Consider the following 17320-nt stretch of genomic DNA (forward strand, 5'->3'; position numbering starts at 1 on the left):
AAGCGTCTCGAATTGGGGAACGTCCGCCCTCCTAGCGGGCAGTTTTGACGCTGGCAACGCCTATCTTTGCAAGTGGTTTTAGGAGGCATTCGCAACAGCCCGAAACCGGCGGTTGACCGGGGCTTTGCACGTGCCTAGAAGGTGTTAGCGCAGCGTTCCAACAGGGACTGAAAGACAGTCCGGTGCGGTCGACCCAAACCGGGGACCCAGGCCGGAGCTGCTCGACGAGTTTCGATGCGAACTCTGCCTCTCACGAGAGGTAGAACCATGATCAATGCCGCCGAACTCGCCGCCCAGCGGCGCGAAATGTTCGTGCACGCCGCCCAATTGGCGCACCTGCCCAAATCGCTCGATGCCGCCATCGTCGCCATGATCGAAGTGTGCGGCATGGTGGACCTGGTCGTGGATATCCGCGCCCATGCCGGGCTCGTGGCCGCCATCGATTCGGCATTGCTGGCCGGGCGCCCCGTGCTCTGCGACTGCGAGATGGTGCGCGAGGGTATCGATCCGGCAGTGGTCGGGGAGAGCCCGGTCATCTCCAAGCTCAACGATCCGGCGGTGCCGGACCTGGCCCTGACAATCGGCAACACGCGGTCGGCTGCGGCAGTGGACCTCTGGGGCGAGGCGCTCGGCGGCGCGATCGTCGTGGTGGGCAATGCGCCGACCGCGCTGTTCCGGCTTTATGAATTGCTGGAGGCGGGCGCGCCGAGGCCGGCGGCGATCATCGGCATTCCGGTGGGGTTCGTCGGCGCGGCGGAGAGCAAGGCGCTTCTGGCCGAGGGCATTGCGGACGTACCCTATCTTACGGTTCTGGGCCGGCGCGGCGGATCGGCCATGGCCAGCGCGGCGTTCAACGCCATTGCCGGAGGACTGATACGATGACGGCCTGGTTGCATGTGGTAGGCGTGGGCGAAGGCGGCGTGGCGCAATTGTCGCCGGCGGCGCGGGCGCTGGTGGCCAACGCGGTGACGGTACTCGGCCCCCCGCGCCTCCTCGCGGGGCTGGGCAGCAGCCAGACGCTGGTGCCCTGGGAAGCCCCGCTCGAACGGATGATCGAGCAGGTCAAGGCCCTGGAGGGTACGCCGACGGCGATCCTTGCCACGGGCGACCCCTCCTGGTTCGGGATCGGAGTGACGCTGTCACGGTTCCTGTCGGCCGAGGCCTTTGCCATTACCCCGCATCCATCGGCATTTTCGCTGGCGGCGGCGCGGCTGCACTGGGCGCTGCAGAATGTCGCGACACTCTCGCTGCATGGGCGGGCGGATGCGGCTTTGCAGCCGCATATCCTGCCCGGCAACCGCATCCTGGCGCTGACGACCGATCGGCATACGGTCGAGCGCGCGGCCAAGATGCTGGTGGCACGGGGCTATGAAGAAAGCCGGCTGATCGTGCTCGAGGAACTGGGCGGGCCTCGGGAGCGGATCACCAGCGCCCTGGCGCAGGATATCGACGTCTCAACGCTCGGGGACTTTTTGACGCTCGCCATCGACTGCGTGGCCTCGCCCGGCGCGGCCTTGCTGCCGCCGGTGCCGGGGCTGCCGGAAGATGCCTTCGTGACCGACGGGCAGATCACCAAGCGCGAAGTACGGGCCGCGACCATCGCCAAGCTGGCGCCCTATCCCGGGGCGCTGCTCTGGGATGTCGGGGCCGGCTCGGGCTCGGTGGCGGTCGAGTGGATGCGGGCGGCGCGCGAGGCGCGGGCCATTGCCTTCGAACGCGAGGCACAACGGCGCACGATCATTGCCAGCAATGCGCTCAATCTCGGAGTGCCGGGCCTCGAAATCGTCGAGGGCGAGGCGCCGGACAGCCTCAAGGGCAAGGCGGCGCCCGATGCGGTGTTCCTGGGCGGAGACGTCGGCAACAGGCGGATTTTCGAGGCGGCCTGGGCGGCGTTGCGCCATGGCGGGCGGCTGGTGGCCAATTCGGTGACCCTCGAGGGCGAACGCGCGCTTTTCGAGCGGCAGAGCGAATTCGGCGGCGGGCTGGTGCGGCTCGAAATCTCCCAGCTCGACACGATCGGCGCGCATCGCGTGCTGCGCCCACGGCTGCCGGTGACGCAATGGTGGGTGGTCAAGCCATGAGGCTGGTAGTGGGCGTAGGCCTCAACAGCAGGGCGGAAGCGAGCGAGGTGGTTCGGCTGATCGCAACGAGTCTCGAAGAGGCCGGGCTGGATGCCGGGGCGGTGGCGATCGTAGCCAGTTCAGAGCGCAAGGCAGGGAGCCCGGTGCTCGACGCTGTGGCTGGGCATTTCGGGGCTGAGCTGCGCTTCGTCGCCGATGCGGATTTGCGGGCGGTCGAGATCGAGGAGCCATCGCAATTGGCACTCGCCAGTATCGGGCTCGAAAGCGTGGCGGAGGCGGCGGTGCGCAGCTTTGGTCGGCTGGTATTGGGCAAACGCAAATCGGCTAATGCCACCTGCGCCATCGGGAGTATTGCGCCATGACGGTCTATTTCATCGGCGCGGGGCCGGGCGCGGCGGATCTCATTACCGTGCGGGGTCAGAAACTCATCGAGCGGTGCCCGGTCTGCCTTTATGCCGGGTCGCTGGTGCCGGCCGAGATCGTGGCTTCAGCGCCCGAGGGTGCGCTGGTGCGCGATACGGCGGAAATGCATCTCGACGAGATCATCGGCGAGATGGTGGCCGCCCATACGCGCGGGCAGGATGTGGCGCGGGTGCACTCGGGCGACCCCTCGCTTTATGGCGCCATTGCCGAGCAGATGCGGCGGCTCGATGCCCTGGGGATCGGCTACGAGGTGGTACCGGGAGTGCCGGCCTTTGCCGGGGCGGCAGCGAGCCTGGCTACGGAGCTGACGCTTCCCGACGTTTCACAGACCGTGATCCTGACGCGCGTTTCGAGCGGGGCTTCGCCCATGCCGGAAAGCGAGAGCCTGGAGGTGCTGGCGCGCTCGAAGGCGACGCTGGCGCTGCACCTGGCCATCAAGAGCGCAGCAAGAATCGCCGAGACGCTGATCCCGCACTATGGGGACGATTGCCCGGTGGTGGTGGTCTATCGCGCCACCTGGCCGGACGAGAAGATCATCGTGACGACGCTGGGCGACATGGTCGAGCGGCTGAACGCCGAATCCATCCGCCGGACGGCGCTGATCTTCGTGGGGCGGGTGTTCGGGCCGGCGCATTTCCGCAATAGCCGCCTCTACGAGGCCGGCTTCAGCCACTACCGGCGCGAGGCTTCCGAATGAAGCGCGGCAAGGGCCTCTTGGACGGTCCCGACCTCGTGGGCCGGACCATAGGCGGGGCGGTCGATCATGACGACCGCGATGCCGAGGTCGCGCGCTGCATCGAGCTTGGCGGCCGTCTGGCTGCCGCCCGAATTCTTGCTGACGAGATGGGTGACGGCCTCGCGCTGCATGAGCGCCGTTTCGCCTGCGAGCGTATAGGGCGGGCGATCGAGCAGCAGGTTCGCATGGGCCGGCATGGCCTCGGCGGGGGGCTCGATGACGCGGACGAGGAAGGTGCAATCGTCGCGTTCGAGGAAGGTCTTGAGGCCGGTATGACCGGTACTGAGCAGAGCGCGGGCGCCGGATGGCAGCAGCGCTGCGGCAGCTTCGGTCGAGGCGGCGCGCAGCCAGGGGGCATCGGCGGGTTCGGGCCATTCGGGGCGCATGAGGCGCAGGAGCGGTATGCCGGTCGACTGGCTGGCCGCCACGGCATTGATGGAGATGAGCCCGGCATAGGGATGGGTGGCATCGACGAGGTAATCGAAGCTTCCGGCCCTGAGATAGGCGCAAAGGCCAGGAATGCCGCCGAAGCCGCCGACGCGGAGGCCACCATTAGGGAGCTTGGGGTCGCTGGTGCGGCCGGCGAGCGAGGTGGTGACCGCGTGGCCCGCTTCGACCAGCGCGCCTGCCAGGGCACGGGCTTCGCCTGTACCGCCGAGGATGAGGATGCGCATGGCCTAGCCGCTTTCCCCCACGATCTTGCCGGCGCGATCGACGACGAGAACGTCGACCCGCACGCTGGGGCCGGCGACGGCCTGGGCAGCATCGCGCGCATTGCGGGCAACGGCATCGGCCAGCGGCAGGTCGGCGGCCTCGGCCAGTTGCAGGACTTCGTTGGCGGTGTTGGCGACGCGGGCATGGCCGACGAGATCGGCGTTGGCGCCGAGGGTTTCGAGGATGCGGGCCAGGGCGTCGAGATCGACGGTGCCGCGAGCGGAATGGAGATCCATGGCGCCCTGCGCGAGCTTGGAGAGCTTGGCGAAGCCGCCGGCAATGGTGAGACGCGGGACTGGATGGGCCTTGATGTATTTGAGGAGGCCACCGACGAAATCACCCATATCGAGGAAAGCCTCGATGGGGAGATCGAGCCGCGCCATGGCGGCCTTTTCGGAGGTGTCGCCGGTGGAGCCGACGACGTGGGTGAGCCCCAGCGCGCGGGATACGTCGATGCCGCGATGCATCGAGGCGATCCAGGCGGAGCAGGAATAGGGGATGACGATGCCCGTCGTACCCAGGATCGAGAGACCCCCAAGGATGCCGAGACGCGGATTCCAGGTTTTCTGCGCGATGCGTTCGCCATCGCGTACCGAGATGGTGACGGCGAAATCGGGGGCGATGCCGTGAGTCTGGGCGATCGTCTCGACCACTTCGCGCATCATCCGGCGCGGTACGGGATTGATGGCGGGCTCGCCCACGGCCAGCGGCAGGCCGGGCTTGGTCACGGTGCCGACGCCGGACCCGGCACGGAAGGTGACGCCGCTACCGGCGGCGGCCGGCTCGATGCGGGCGGTGATGAGCGCGCCGTGTGTGACATCGGGATCGTCGCCCGCGTCCTTGATGATCGAGGCTTCGGCAAAGCCTTGCCCCAGATGCTCGCCCGCGAGGGCGAAAGCCGGTTGCTGGCCGCCCGGCAGGGTGATGGTGACAGGGTCTTCGAACTGGCCATCAAGCAGCGCGACCAGCGCCGAGCGGGTGGCGGCGGTGGCGCAGGCGCCCGTCGTCCAGCCGCGCCGCAGGGGCGTGCCGTCTTCGCGCGTCTCGGGTTCCGTCTCGCTCATAAGGCCGATCTATACGCGGGCAAAGGCCAATCGAACAGGGGCGCAGCATGACCGGTTTCGCAAAGCTCGATGGGCTCGACTTTCCGCAGTTCGACCCCGGCACGGTGTGGCTGGTGGGCGCGGGGCCCGGCGCGCCGGGGCTGCTGGCGCTGCTCGGCTACCACGCGCTGGCGCAGGCCGATGCCATCGTCTACGACGCGCTGGTCAACCCGATGCTGCTCGACATGGCGCGGCCGGAGGCCGAGCGCATCCCTGCCGGCAAGCGGGGCGGCAAGCCATCGCCCAGGCAGGCGGATATTTCCGATACGCTGGTGGCGCTGGCGCGCGAGGGCAAACGCGTGCTGCGGCTCAAGGGCGGCGATCCCTTCATGTTCGGGCGCGGCGGGGAAGAGGCGGGCGTGCTGTTCCGCGCGGGGATCCGGTTCCGCGTGGTGCCGGGAATTTCCTCGGGGCTGGGCGGCCTCGCCTATGCCGGCATTCCGGTGACGCATCGGGACGCCAACCATTCGGTGCTGTTCCTGACCGGCCACGACGAAACCGGGGACGTGACGGCGCTGGATTGGGACGCCATCCACCGGGCGGCCCCGGTGCTGGTGATGTTCATGTCGGTCAAGCACCTCTCCACCATCACCGCGCGGCTGATGGCGGCGGGTCGGCCGGCGGGCGAGAGCGTGGCCATCGTCTCCAATGCCGCTCTGCCGCAGCAAAGCGTGATCGAAACCACGCTGGGGGCGGTGGCGGGGCTCGGCGAGATCGCGACGCCGGCCATCGTCGTCGTGGGACCGGCGAGCCGGCACCGGGCAATGCTCGACTGGTATGCGGGCGACTTGCGGGAGAACCCGCTTGGCTAAGGGATTTGTCATCGGCGCGCCGCGCTCGGGATCGGGCAAGACGACGCTGACGCTGGGGCTGGTGGCGGCGTTGCGCAAGCGGGGGCATAGCGTACAGGCGGCCAAGACAGGGCCGGACTATATCGACACCAGCATCCTGACCCGGGTGGCCGGGCGCGCGGCGGTGAATCTCGACCCCTGGGCCATGGGACGCGAGAGGTTGCGGGCGCTGGCGGCGACCGAGGCCGAACTGCTGGTGGTCGAGGGCGTGATGGGGCTTTTCGACGGGGCGGTAGACGGCACCGGCTCGACGGGGGACCTCGCGGCGGAGCTAGGACTGCCGGTGATCCTCGTGATCGATGCGGAAAAGCAGGCGCAATCCATCGCGCCGCTGGCCGCAGGCTTCGCCAATTGGCGACCGGACGTGCGGGTGGCCGGGGTGATCGTCAATCGCGTCGCGACGCAGCGGCACGAAACCATGCTGCGGCGGGCGCTGGAGGCGACCGGCCTGCGCTGGCTGGGCGCCATGCCCCGCCGCGAGGGGCTGGTGCTGCCGGAGCGGCATCTGGGGCTGGTGCTGCCGGACGAAGTGGCCGGGTTCGATGCGGTGGTGGCAGAGGCGGCGCGAGCGGCCACGGACTATCTCGATCTTGGAGGACTGCTCGAGCTGGCGGGTGCCGTGCCGGAGAGCGGGCAGCCGAAGCGGCTGCCGCCATTGGGCCAGCGGATCGCAATAGCGCGGGACGAGGCCTTTGCGTTTCTCTACGCGCATTTTCTGGCGGACTGGCGAGCGGCCGGGGCCGAGATCTCGTTCTTCTCGCCGCTGGCCGATGAGGCGCCCGACGCCAATGCCGATGCAGTCTTTTTGCCCGGTGGCTATCCGGAGCTTCATGGCGGGCGGCTGGCGGCAGCGGGGCGGTTTCATGCCGGCCTGCGGGCGGCACGGGATCGTGGGGCTCTGATCTATGGCGAGTGCGGCGGCTTCATGGTGCTGGGGCGCAGCCTGACGGACAAGGCCGGCGTCACACACGCGATGAGCGGTCTGCTACCGGTGGAAACCAATATCGATCGGCCACGGCGGCAGCTCGGCTATCGCCGGCTGGCGCACAAAAGCCCCCTGCCCTGGCCGGAGCGGCTGTTCGGGCACGAATTCCACTATTCCACCGCGCGCATCTTCGATGCGCCGCCGCTCTTTGCCGCCAATGACGCGGCGGGAGAGCCGCAGCCGGAAATGGGCGTGCAGGTGGGGCGGGTGCTGGGGTCTTATGCGCATGTGATCGACGGGGGCTGGTGAGGGCCTCACGTCCGAGCGCAGCATGAGCCCCTTTCCCGTGTCGGCGAAGATCGCTAAACCGGCTGCATGACAGCCAAGGCCTTGATGTTCATGGGGACGGGTTCGGACGTCGGCAAGTCGCTGATCGTTGCCGGGCTTTGTCGCGCGCTTGCCAATCGCGGGCTGCGCGTGGCCCCGTTCAAGCCACAGAACATGTCCAACAACGCTGCGGTGACCGAAGATGGCGGCGAGATCGGGCGGGCGCAGGCCTTGCAGGCGCGCGCAGCGCGGCGACCGGCGGTGACGGCGATGAACCCGGTGCTGCTCAAGCCCGAGCAGGAGACCGGAGCGCAGCTGGTGGTGCGAGGCCAGAGGCGGGGCTCGCTTTCGGCGCGCGCCTATTTCGCCACCCGCGCCGCGCTGATGCCCGATGTGCTGGCCGCTTTCGACGAATTGGCGGCCGATGCTGATTTCGTGCTGGTCGAAGGGGCCGGCAGCGCCTCAGAGGTGAACCTTCGGGCCAACGACATCGCCAATTTCGGCTTTGCGCAGGCGGCGAAAGTGCCGGTGGTGCTGATCGGGGATATCCATCGCGGCGGGGTCATCGCCTCGCTGGTGGGGACGTTCCACGTGGTGGCGCCCGAGGACGCGCAGCTAATCGCAGCCACGCTCATCAACCGTTTCCAGGGCGATACGTCGCTCTTCGACGAAGGCAAGGCCTTCATTGCGGACAAGACCGGCGTGCCGTGCCTGGGGCCGGTACCCTATTTCCCCGATGCGGGGAAGCTGCCGGCCGAGGATGTGCTGGCGCTCGAGCAGGAGACGCGCGGGCATGACGGGCCGTTCGTGGTTTCGGTGCTGCGGCTGCCGCGCATCGCCAATTTCGACGATCTCGACCCGCTCAAGAGCGAACCGGGCCTTAAGCTCGTGATCGTGCAGCCGGGCGAGGCGATCCCGGTCGAGAGCGACCTCGTCATCATTCCGGGCTCCAAGGCCACGCGCGCCGATCTCGAAGCGCTACGGCGCAATGGCTGGGATGTGGGGCTGCGCGCCCATCATTATGCGGGCGGACGGATCCTGGGCATTTGCGGCGGCTACCAGATGCTGGGCCGCTCGATCGCCGATCCCGACGGCATCGAGGGCGAGCCCGGGATCAGTCGCGGGCTGGGGCTAATCGATGTCGAGACCATGCTGGAGCCGGTCAAGCAATTGCGGCTGGAGCGGGCGGTGCATGCCGATACCGGGGAGGCTGTCGCCGGCTACCACATGCATATGGGCGTGACGCACGGACCCGATCGCGACCGGCCGTTCGCGCGGGTCGAGGGCGAGCCCGAGGGGGCCATTTCGACCGATGGACGGGTGATGGGCACCTATCTCCACGGGCTCTTCGCCGCCGACGGCTTCCGGGCGGCGTTTCTTGCAAGCCTGGGCGCGCGCGATACCGGCGGCACGGCCTATGAGGCGGGCGTCGAGGCCGTGCTCGACGCGCTGGCGCGCCATCTCGAGGCTCATCTCGATCTCGACGCGCTCATGGCGCTGGCCCGGTAAACGAAGAGGCTGACCAATGCACCCGCTCCTCGCGCCCCTGGCGTTCCTGCTCGAACGATTCCTCGGCTATCCCAAGGTGCTGCTCGACAGCGTGGGACATCCGGTCATGTGGTTCGGGCGGCTCATCGACTCTCTCGAAGTGCGGCTCAACAAGCCCGAGCGCACCGATACCGAGCGGCAGCAGGCGGGCATCGTGGCACTGATCGCGCTGCTGGCGGCGACGCTGGTGGTGACGCTCATCATCGTGCGCTTCCTGGCGCTGCTCGAATATGGCTGGGTGGTCGAGGCGCTGCTGGCGGTGCCGTTCCTGGCGCAGAAGCAATTGGGCGAGATGGTCAAGGCCGTGGCCAATGCGCTGGGCGTTTCGCTCGAGGCGGGGCGCGAGGCGGTGAGCCATATCGTGGGGCGCGATACGCGAGGGCTCGATGAAAGCGGGGTGTCGCGCGCGGCGGTCGAGAGCCTGGCGGAAAACGCCTCGGACGGGGTCATCGCGCCGCTCTTCTGGCTGGTGCTGTTCGGGCTGCCGGGCATTGCGCTCTACAAGGCCATCAACACCGCTGATTCCATGATCGGGCACATGGACGAGCGCTATCGCGATTATGGCTGGGCGAGCGCCAAGCTCGACGATCTGGTCAACTGGATTCCGGCGCGGCTGACCGCGGTGCTGATCACCGCCGGGTGCTTCTTGGTGCCGGGCGCGAGCCCGAGCTCGGCCTGGAAGGCGGCGCGGCGCGACGCCAGGGGGCACAAGTCGCCCAATGCCGGCTGGCCCGAGGCGGCCATGGCCGGCGCGCTCGGCTTCGCGCTGGGCGGCCCGCGCGACTATGACGGGGAAACGGTGGACCTGCCGACGATGGGCGACGGCAGGCGCCAGTTGCGGGCCAGCGACGTCTTGCGCTCGGTCGCGCTCTACAAGGCCATGCTCAACGTGACGCTGGCTTTGGTCATCGTCATCGCCCTGCTGCGGATGGCGGGGCACTTCTGAGTTAGGGTCCGTACTCAATAAGCCCCGGCGCCCCCAGAGCGCTTATCTCCCCATCCGACAGATTCCAACGGAAGTGCTGCCGTCTGCCGCGCCACACCCACTGAACTTCCCCGGATCAAGTCCGGGGAAGTCCGGTGGGTAGGGCGGCCATCGCAACCTCATCTACCGGTGCAATTGAGTACGGCCCCTAGAGCACCGTGCCGCGCAGGATCAGCGTGGCTATGCTGAAATAGATGACGAGGCCGGTGACGTCGACGAGCGTCGCGACGAACGGCGCCGAGGCGTTGGCGGGGTCGAAGCGCAAGGCCTTGAGCGCGAAAGGCAGCATCGAGCCGGCGAGCGAGCCGAAGGTGACGATGCCGACCAGCGCCGCTGCCACCGTCAGCGCGATCAATTCCCAATGCGGGCCGTAGTCGAAGAGCCCGGCATATTGCCAGACGGCGATGCGCAGCACGCCGATGCAGCCGAGAATGGCGCCGAGCACGATGCCCGTGGGCATTTCGCGCAGCGCCACCCGCCACCAGTCGCGCAGCCGCACCTCGCCCAGCGCGAGGCTGCGGACGAGGAGCGAGGTGGCCTGCGAGCCGGAATTGCCGCCCGAGCTCATGATGAGCGGAATAAAAAGGGTAAGGACCACCGCCTTTTCGAGCTCGTCCGAATAATGCTGCATGGCGCTGGCGGTGAGCATTTCGCTCAGGAACAGCACGCTGAGCCAACCGGCGCGCTTGCCGATCATGGGGAGAAACCCCACGCGCGAATAAGGCTGGTCGAGCGCTCCCATGCCGCCGAACTTGTGCACGTCCTCGGTCTGTTCGGCGATCAGGGCGTCGATCACATCGTCCACTGCCACGAGCCCGAGCACATGCCGGTCGGCATCGACCACCGGCAGGGCCAGGAGGTCATGGCGGCGGATCAGCCGGGCGACGTCCTCGCGCGGTGTGAGCGGGACGACGCTTACCGGGTCGGCATCGGGCGCGGCGGCGAGGACGCTGTCGTCGGGTGCAGCCGAAATGAGGCCGCGCAGGGTCGCCATACGCAGCAATCTGCCGGGCGCATCGAGAATGGCCACGGCATAAACGGCCTGCCGTCCATCGCCGCGCCGGACGAGGTCCAGCGTTTCGCCGACCGTGGCCGTTTCCGGCACGGCGATGAAAGCAGCGGTCATGATGGCGCCCGCCGTGCCCTCGGGATAGGCGAGAAGCTTCTCGATCGCGGCGCGGGCGGGCGGAGCCAGCCGGCGCAGGATCGCGGCGCGATGGGCGACGTTCATGCCGCCCACGATATCGGCGGCACGGTCATCGGCGAGCGCCGCGAGGAGGCGCGTCGCCTTGGCGTCGGGCAGTGCCGAGAGCAGGTCGGGCGCCCGTTCAAGCTCGGGCTGGGAGAGAATTTCGGCGGCGCGCGGCAGCGGGAGATGGCCGAGGATGGAAACGACCTCGGCGGACGGACGGCCATTGAGGAGTTCGACGCTGTCGGCGGCGTTGAAGCCATCCAGCACGCTGGACGGATTGCGCGCACCCGCGCGGTTGAGGAGGGTGAGGTTCATTTACAACTCGCTTTCCGCCGATCGAGCCGGCAGGCGATGCGAGTTGGCTAAAGCGTCAGCCCGCGACCACCATGGCCGGCAACAGCGATCGACTGTGACTTTCGCCTGGCATGGGGTTGGGACTCCGGTTGAAGGCGGCCGACACAACGGTCGGCCAACGCCAATGAGATGCGCCCGCCCGCGAGGTAAAGCAATGGGCTGAACCGCAAATTTTCGTGGCTCAGGCCTCGCCCTCAACGGCAGCGGTCTCGATAAGGAGATCGGGAGCGATGCCCTTCATGGTGAGGGGCAGGCCGGCGGCGACGAAATAGACGTGGTGGCAGATTTCGGCGAGGCGCTGGTGCGCCGTGCCGGCCAGGTCGCGGAAGGTGCGGGCGAGCGCATTGTCGGGGACGATGCCCAGGCCCACTTCGTTGGACACGAGGACGATGCGCGAGCGCTTGAGCTGGACGAGCGTGGCCGCAAGCTCTTCGGTGGCAGCCGCCACGTCTTCGCCGGCGCCCAGCATGTTGCTGATCCAGAGGGTGAGGCAATCAACGAGGATGACGTCATGGTCGTTGCTGGCGCGGATGAGGGCGGTGGGGACCTCGATCGGCTCCTCGATGGTGGTGAACCGCTCGCCGCGCAGCCGCTGGTGCGTCGCCACCCGCTCGCGCATCTCGCTGTCGAGCGCCTCGGCGGTCGCCAGGTAGGCGGGGCTGTCGCCCAGCCGCATGGCCAGCCTTTCGGCAAAGCCGGTCTTGCCCGAGCGCGCGCCGCCCAGAACCAGCACATGCTGTCCGTTCATGAAATCCTCCGCCGCAAAAAGTCCGCCAAGCCGTACTGCGCCAGAGCACAACCCTGCAAGCCCGCAGCGGTTGCGCATCGTGGCCGCCGAACCACCGTCCGAGGGGGCGGCGACGCCCGATTTCCCGCGGACCGAAATCGATTGCTTATTCTACTTTCGTCTTATCATCTTTCGCATTATGGTCCGCGCCAAATCAGTACATTACGTCTGCCAAAGACGTCATGGAGATAGCCCGCGTGCCAAAGTTTTATCTTGGTGTCGACGGTGGCGGCACCAATTGCCGTGTCCGCCTTGCCGACGAAAATCTGAAGACCCTCGCCGAAGCCACCAATGGCCGCTCCAACCTGCAGCTGGAGAATGGCGACCCTGCCTATCGCTCGATCCTGGACGGCACGCGGCAGGTCTTCGAAAAGGCGGGCGTCGACTTCGCGCAGACTGCCAATACCTATGCCTGCTTCGGCATGGCCGGGGCGCGGCTGATTTCGGCGCGCGACGAGTTCGAGACGCGCGACTGGCCCTTTTCCAGGGTCAAGGTCTATGACGACATCGACATCGCCCGCGCCGGCGCCCATGAGGGCGAGGACGGCGCGGTGATCATCGTGGGCACCGGCTCGGCCGGGCTGGCGCTGGTGCGCGGCGAGCGCCACCAGGTCGGCGGCTGGGGGTTCCCGGTCGGCGACCAGATGTCGGGCGCGATCCTCGGGCGCGAGCTGGCGCGGCTAACGGTGGAAGCCCATGACGGCTTCTTCGATCCCACCCCGCTCACCCAGGCGGTGCTCGATAAGCTCGGGGGCGACCTCGATACGCTCATGGACTGGTCGTTCAAGGCGGAGCCCGCCGATTTCGGCTCGCTCATGCCGCTCTTCATCGACTATTTCGAGAAGGGCGATCCCATCGCCAAGAAGCTCATGGACCTGCAGCTGAGCTATGTCGACGCCTATGTAAGCTGGTTCAAGCGGCGGGGCGTGGACAAGATGGCGGTGGTCGGCGGCTTCGGGCGGCGGCTCAACCCGCTCTTCCTCGAGCGCTACGGCAATTTCATCGTCGATCCGCGTTCCGAGCCTCTCCATGGCGCGATCCTGCTGGCCCACCAGCACTTCGCCAATGCCTGATTTCCTCCCTTAAGGAGCGTCCCGCCCGTGTCCAGCCGCATCATTCCCGTCCCGCCCTTCGACTATGTGGTGTTCGGCGCCACGGGCGACCTTGCCAAGCGCAAGCTCATCCCGGCGCTCTATTATCGCTTCAAGGACGGGCAGTTCGACGAGAAATCGCGCATTATCGGTGTGTCGCGCTCGCCGCTGAGCGATGCGGACTTCCAGAAGGCGGCGCGCGACTCGATCACCGAGTTCGTCGAGAAGGAATACCAGGACAAGAAGACGATCGACCGGTTCGTCTCGATCTTCTCCTATGTCGCCAATGACGTGACCGACGAGGCGCATTGGGCGGACCTGTCGGCCAAGCTGCGCGAAGACCCCAAGATCATCCGCGCGTTCTACCTGGCGGTGGCGCCGAACCTTTTCGGGCCGATCTGCGAATATCTCTCCAAGCGCGGCTACTACCGGCGCGATGCTCGCGTGGTGCTCGAAAAGCCGCTTGGGCACGACCTGGCGTCCTCGGAGGCCATCAACAACGAGGTCGCCTCGATCTTCGAGGAAGATCAGGTCTACCGCATCGACCATTACCTGGGCAAAGAGACGGTGCAGAACCTCCTGGCCCTGCGCTTTGCCAACAAGCTCTTCGAGCCGATCTGGAATTCGGCCAATATCGACCATGTGCAGATCACGGTCTCGGAAAGCGTCGGCGCGGGCACGCGCGGCTATTACGACGAGAGCGGCGCGCTGCGTGACATGATCCAGAACCACATCATGCAGCTCGTCTGCCTCGTGGCCATGGAGCCGCCGGCTTCGGACGATGCCAATGCGCTGCGCGACGAGAAGCTCAAGGTGCTGCGCTCGCTCAAGCCCATTACCGGGAGCGAAGTGGCCAAGTTCACCGTGCGGGGCCAATATCGCGGCGTGACCTCGGAGACCGCCTCGGTCAAGGGCTACCAGGACGAGCTCCCGGCCGAAAAGAAGGGCTCGCGCACCGAAACCTTCGTCGCGCTCAAGGCCGAGATCGAGAACTGGCGCTGGGCGGGCGTGCCCTTCTATCTGCGGACCGGCAAGCGCATGGCGAACCGCGTCTCGGAGATCGTCATCCAGTTCCGGCAGATTCCGCACTCGATCTTCGAGCATGCGGAAGGCGCGCCCAAGCCCAACAAGCTCGTCATCCGCCTGCAGCCTGACGAGGGCGTAAAGCTTTTCCTGATGATCAAGGATCCGGGCCCGGGCGGCATGCGCCTGCGCGAGGTACCGCTGAACCTTTCCTTCGCCAAGACGTTCGCAGAGCGGACCCCGGAGGCCTATGAGCGCCTGCTGCTCGACGTGATCCGCGGCAGCCAGACGCTCTTCATGCGCCGCGACGAACTGGAAGCGGCCTGGAAATGGGTCGACCCGATCCGCGAGGCCTGGGACGCTTCGCGCGACGCGCCGCAGCCCTATACCGCCGGCACCTGGGGCCCGACCGGTTCGATCGCGCTCATCGAGCGCGACGGCCGCACCTGGCACGAGGACGACGATGCCTGAACGTTTCGACTTCCCGGATAAATCGACGCTGGCCAAGGCCCTGGCCGAAGCCGTCGCCAACGACCTCAAGGCCGGCATCGAGGAGCGGGGCGAGGCATCGATCGCCGTTTCGGGCGGCTCGACGCCCGGCAAGTTCTTCGCAGCCCTGGGCAAGCGCAAGGACCTCGATTGGGAGAAGGTCACGGTGACGCTCGTCGATGAGCGTTGGGTGCCCGACACCTCGGACCGGTCCAATGCCATGCTGGTCAACGAGAAGATGCTGCAGGGGCCGGCAGCCTCGGCGCATTTCGTGCCGCTCTACCAGGGCGGGGACGAGCCGGATGCCACGGGCATCGCCAAGGCCGACGCCGCCATTGCCGCGGTGCCGCATCCGTTCGATGCGGTGATCCTGGGCATGGGCAATGACGGCCACACGGCCTCGTTCTTTCCGGGTGGGGACAATCTCGCCGAGGCGCTGGAGGGAAATGGCCCGGTGGTGGCCATGCATGCGCCCGGAGCGGGAGAGCCGCGCGTGACCTTGAGTCGCAAGCGCCTGCTCGAAACAAGAAGCCTATACTTGCACATCGAAGGGGAGGGGAAGGTCGAGGTGCTGGAAAAAGCGTTGGGGGACGGTCCCGTAGAGGACATGCCCGTGCGCGCCATCCTGCGCCAGACCGACAAGCCGCTGAATATTTACTGGTGTCCGTGACCCCTTACAGGGGCGTCGCGGCAAGGAGCTAAGATGGCCGTTCTCAAGGCAATCCAGGACGTGACCGATCGCATCGCGGCCCGTAGCGCCGCTTCGCGCAAGGACTATCTCGACCGCATCGAAAAAGCCCGCGCGGCGGGCGTGCACCGATCGGTGCTCTCGTGCGGCAACCTTGCTCACGGTTTCGCCGCCTGTGCGCCATCGGACAAGGCGATGCTGGCCGGTAACACGGCCCTCAACCTGGGCATCGTCACCTCCTACAACGATATGCTCAGCGCCCATCAGCCCTACGAGACCTATCCGCAGGTCATCAAGGAAGCGGCCCGCGAGATCGGCGCCACGGCGCAGGTGGCGGGCGGCGTGCCGGCCATGTGCGATGGCGTGACCCAGGGCCAGCCGGGCATGGACCTGTCGCTGTTCTCGCGCGACGTGATCGCCATGGCGACGGCGGTGGCCCTGAGCCACAACATGTTCGACGCCGCGGTGTTCCTGGGCATCTGCGACAAGATCGTGCCGGGCCTCATGATCGGCGCCCTGGCCTTCGGGCACCTCCCGGCCGTCTTCGTGCCCGCCGGGCCGATGACCTCGGGCCTGCCGAACGACGAGAAGAGCCGCATCCGCCAGCTCTACATGGAAGGCAAGGTCGGCCGCGCCGAGCTGCTGGAGGCCGAGGCCAAGTCCTATCACGGGCCGGGTACCTGCACCTTCTACGGCACGGCGAATTCCAACCAGATGCTCATGGAGATCATGGGCCTCCATCTGCCGGGCTCGAGCTTCGTCAATCCCGGTACGCCGCTGCGCGACGCGCTGACCAAGGAAGCGGCCAGGCGTGCGCTTTCGCTCACCGCGCAGGGCAACGATTATACCCCGATCGGCCACATCATCGATGAGAAGGCCATCGTCAACGGCATGGTGGGGCTCCACGCCACGGGCGGCTCGACCAACCACACCATGCACCTCATCGCCATCGCCAATGCGGCCGGGCTCAGGGTGACCTGGGACGACATGTCGGCGCTTTCGGACGCCGTGCCGCTCCTCGCCCGCGTCTATCCGAATGGCCTGGCCGACGTGAACCATTTCCACGCCGCGGGCGGCATGGGCTTCCTCATCCGCGAATTGCTCGACGCCGGGTATCTCCACGAGGACGTCAAGACCGTCTGGGGCACGGGGCTTTCCGGCTATACGGTCGAGGCCAGGCTCGTTGACGACAAGCTCGCCTTCGAGCCCTCCCCGCAGCAATCGGGCAACGAGAAGATCCTTGCCCCGGTTTCGGCGGCCTTCTCCAGGACCGGCGGGCTCAAGCTGCTGGCGGGCAATCTCGGCCGCTCGGTGATCAAGATCTCGGCGGTCAAGCCCGAGCATCGCTTCGTTGAGGCGCCGGTGCGCGTGTTCCATTCCCAGCAGGGGCTGCAGGACGCGTTCAAGGCGGGCGAGCTGACTTCCGATTTCATCGCGGTCATCCGCTTTTCGGGTCCCAAGGCCATCGGCATGCCCGAGCTGCACAAGCTCACCCCGACCCTGGGCATTCTCCAGGATCGCGGGCTCAAGGTGGCCATGATCACCGACGGGCGCATGTCGGGCGCTTCGGGCAAGGTGCCCGCGGCCATTCACATGACCCCCGAAGCGGTCGATGGCGGGCCGATCAGCAAGCTGCGCGACGGCGACGTGGTGCGGCTCGATGCCGAGGCCGGCACGCTGCAATTCCTGGGCGACGAGGCCGAGCTCCTCAGCCGCACGCCGGCCACCGAAGACCTGCGCCCCGAGCATTTCGGCATGGGCCGCGAGCTCTTTGCCGGCTTCCGGCACCTGGTCGGCGCAGCCGATCGCGGCGCCAGCGTCTTCGAAGACGCCTGATCCTTCACGCCGGGGCGCGCCTGCCGCGCCCCGCGCCTTTCGCCTCTCCGGCTTGGTTAATGCCGGAACGCAGGCGGCAACCTCCCGGTTTTTCTCCCGACCCCCGTGAAACGCCCGGTGACACTGGCGTTGCAGCCCGGTCACACGTGGCGATCACAAAATGTGGA

The 17320-nt window shown here is 67.3% G+C and carries 16 protein-coding genes; 12 read left to right on the top strand and 4 right to left on the bottom strand.

Annotated features, from left to right (window positions below; all coding sequences use genetic code 11):
- Positions 1–267: 267 nt before the first annotated feature.
- The 4 genes from JNE37_RS07110 to cobM are packed head-to-tail and all read left to right on the top strand — an operon-like array spanning position 268 to position 3201.
- Complete coding sequence (locus JNE37_RS07110; protein ID WP_203065783.1) at positions 268–882, top strand: precorrin-8X methylmutase; 615 nt, start codon at positions 268–270, stop codon at positions 880–882.
- The gene (cbiE, locus tag JNE37_RS07115) at positions 879–2081 is read left to right on the top strand and encodes a precorrin-6y C5,15-methyltransferase (decarboxylating) subunit CbiE (protein ID WP_203065784.1); all 1203 of its coding nucleotides are present in this window, start codon (positions 879–881) and stop codon (positions 2079–2081) included. Before JNE37_RS07110 ends, cbiE begins: the two co-directional genes overlap by 4 nt.
- Entirely contained in the window at positions 2078–2443 is a 366-nt protein-coding gene (locus tag JNE37_RS07120; protein ID WP_203065785.1) for a cobalamin biosynthesis protein, read from the top strand. The genes cbiE and JNE37_RS07120 overlap by 4 nt, the downstream gene beginning before the upstream one ends.
- Positions 2440–3201, top strand: a complete 762-nt coding sequence (gene cobM, locus JNE37_RS07125) for a precorrin-4 C(11)-methyltransferase (RefSeq protein WP_203065786.1) — start codon at positions 2440–2442, stop codon at positions 3199–3201. The genes JNE37_RS07120 and cobM overlap by 4 nt, the downstream gene beginning before the upstream one ends.
- On the opposite strand, the gene JNE37_RS07130 is transcribed toward cobM, so the two are convergent.
- Positions 3177–3914, bottom strand: a complete 738-nt coding sequence (locus JNE37_RS07130; RefSeq protein ID WP_203065787.1) for a cobalt-precorrin-6A reductase — start codon at positions 3912–3914, stop codon at positions 3177–3179. The two genes, cobM and JNE37_RS07130, sit on opposite strands and share 25 nt — an antisense overlap.
- A 3-nt stretch (positions 3915–3917) precedes the next feature.
- Entirely contained in the window at positions 3918–5018 is a 1101-nt protein-coding gene (locus JNE37_RS07135; protein ID WP_203065788.1) for a cobalt-precorrin-5B (C(1))-methyltransferase, read from the bottom strand.
- Positions 5019–5065: 47 nt separating this feature from the next.
- On the opposite strand from JNE37_RS07135, the gene cobA reads away from it, so the two are divergent.
- The 4 genes from cobA (at position 5066) to cbiB (ending at position 9654) form a co-directional block, all read left to right on the top strand.
- Positions 5066–5869, top strand: a complete 804-nt coding sequence (gene cobA, locus JNE37_RS07140; protein WP_203065789.1) for a uroporphyrinogen-III C-methyltransferase — start codon at positions 5066–5068, stop codon at positions 5867–5869.
- Complete coding sequence (locus JNE37_RS07145) at positions 5862–7142, top strand: cobyrinic acid a,c-diamide synthase CobB (protein ID WP_246513566.1); 1281 nt, start codon at positions 5862–5864, stop codon at positions 7140–7142. The genes cobA and JNE37_RS07145 overlap by 8 nt, the downstream gene beginning before the upstream one ends.
- A 66-nt stretch (positions 7143–7208) precedes the next feature.
- Complete coding sequence (locus JNE37_RS07150) at positions 7209–8669, top strand: cobyric acid synthase (RefSeq protein ID WP_246513567.1); 1461 nt, start codon at positions 7209–7211, stop codon at positions 8667–8669.
- Positions 8670–8685: 16 nt separating this feature from the next.
- Positions 8686–9654: an adenosylcobinamide-phosphate synthase CbiB gene (cbiB, locus tag JNE37_RS07155; protein ID WP_203065791.1), complete on the top strand. Its 969-nt coding sequence runs from the start codon at positions 8686–8688 to the stop codon at positions 9652–9654.
- A 187-nt stretch (positions 9655–9841) separates the two neighbouring features.
- Here cbiB and mgtE read toward each other — a convergent pair whose 3' ends face one another.
- Together mgtE and cobU are read right to left on the bottom strand one after the other, a co-directional pair.
- Positions 9842–11200, bottom strand: a complete 1359-nt coding sequence (gene mgtE / locus JNE37_RS07160; RefSeq protein ID WP_203065792.1) for a magnesium transporter — start codon at positions 11198–11200, stop codon at positions 9842–9844.
- A 220-nt stretch (positions 11201–11420) separates the two neighbouring features.
- On the bottom strand, positions 11421–11987 hold the full coding sequence (gene cobU, locus JNE37_RS07165; protein ID WP_052152347.1) for a bifunctional adenosylcobinamide kinase/adenosylcobinamide-phosphate guanylyltransferase: 567 nt from the start codon (positions 11985–11987) through the stop codon (positions 11421–11423).
- A gap of 236 nt (positions 11988–12223) precedes the next feature.
- On the opposite strand from cobU, the gene JNE37_RS07170 reads away from it, so the two are divergent.
- Genes JNE37_RS07170 through edd form a run of 4 tightly spaced genes read left to right on the top strand, consistent with a single transcriptional unit; the run spans position 12224 to position 17153 of the window.
- Positions 12224–13099, top strand: coding sequence for a glucosamine kinase nucleotide-binding domain-containing protein (locus tag JNE37_RS07170; protein ID WP_160176301.1), 876 nt, complete (start codon positions 12224–12226; stop codon positions 13097–13099).
- Between the two features lie 27 nt (positions 13100–13126).
- Positions 13127–14611, top strand: coding sequence for a glucose-6-phosphate dehydrogenase (gene zwf, locus JNE37_RS07175; RefSeq protein ID WP_035029486.1), 1485 nt, complete (start codon positions 13127–13129; stop codon positions 14609–14611).
- A complete protein-coding gene (pgl, locus tag JNE37_RS07180) occupies positions 14604–15299 on the top strand; it encodes a 6-phosphogluconolactonase (RefSeq protein WP_035029489.1) in 696 nt (231 codons plus the stop codon). The genes zwf and pgl overlap by 8 nt, the downstream gene beginning before the upstream one ends.
- 33 nt (positions 15300–15332) lie before the next feature.
- Positions 15333–17153: a phosphogluconate dehydratase gene (edd, locus tag JNE37_RS07185; protein ID WP_203065793.1), complete on the top strand. Its 1821-nt coding sequence runs from the start codon at positions 15333–15335 to the stop codon at positions 17151–17153.
- The last annotated feature ends 167 nt before the right edge of the window (positions 17154–17320 follow it).

The sequence above is a fragment of the Paradevosia shaoguanensis genome (genome assembly GCF_016801025.1).
Lineage (GTDB): Bacteria > Pseudomonadota > Alphaproteobacteria > Rhizobiales > Devosiaceae > Paradevosia > Paradevosia shaoguanensis.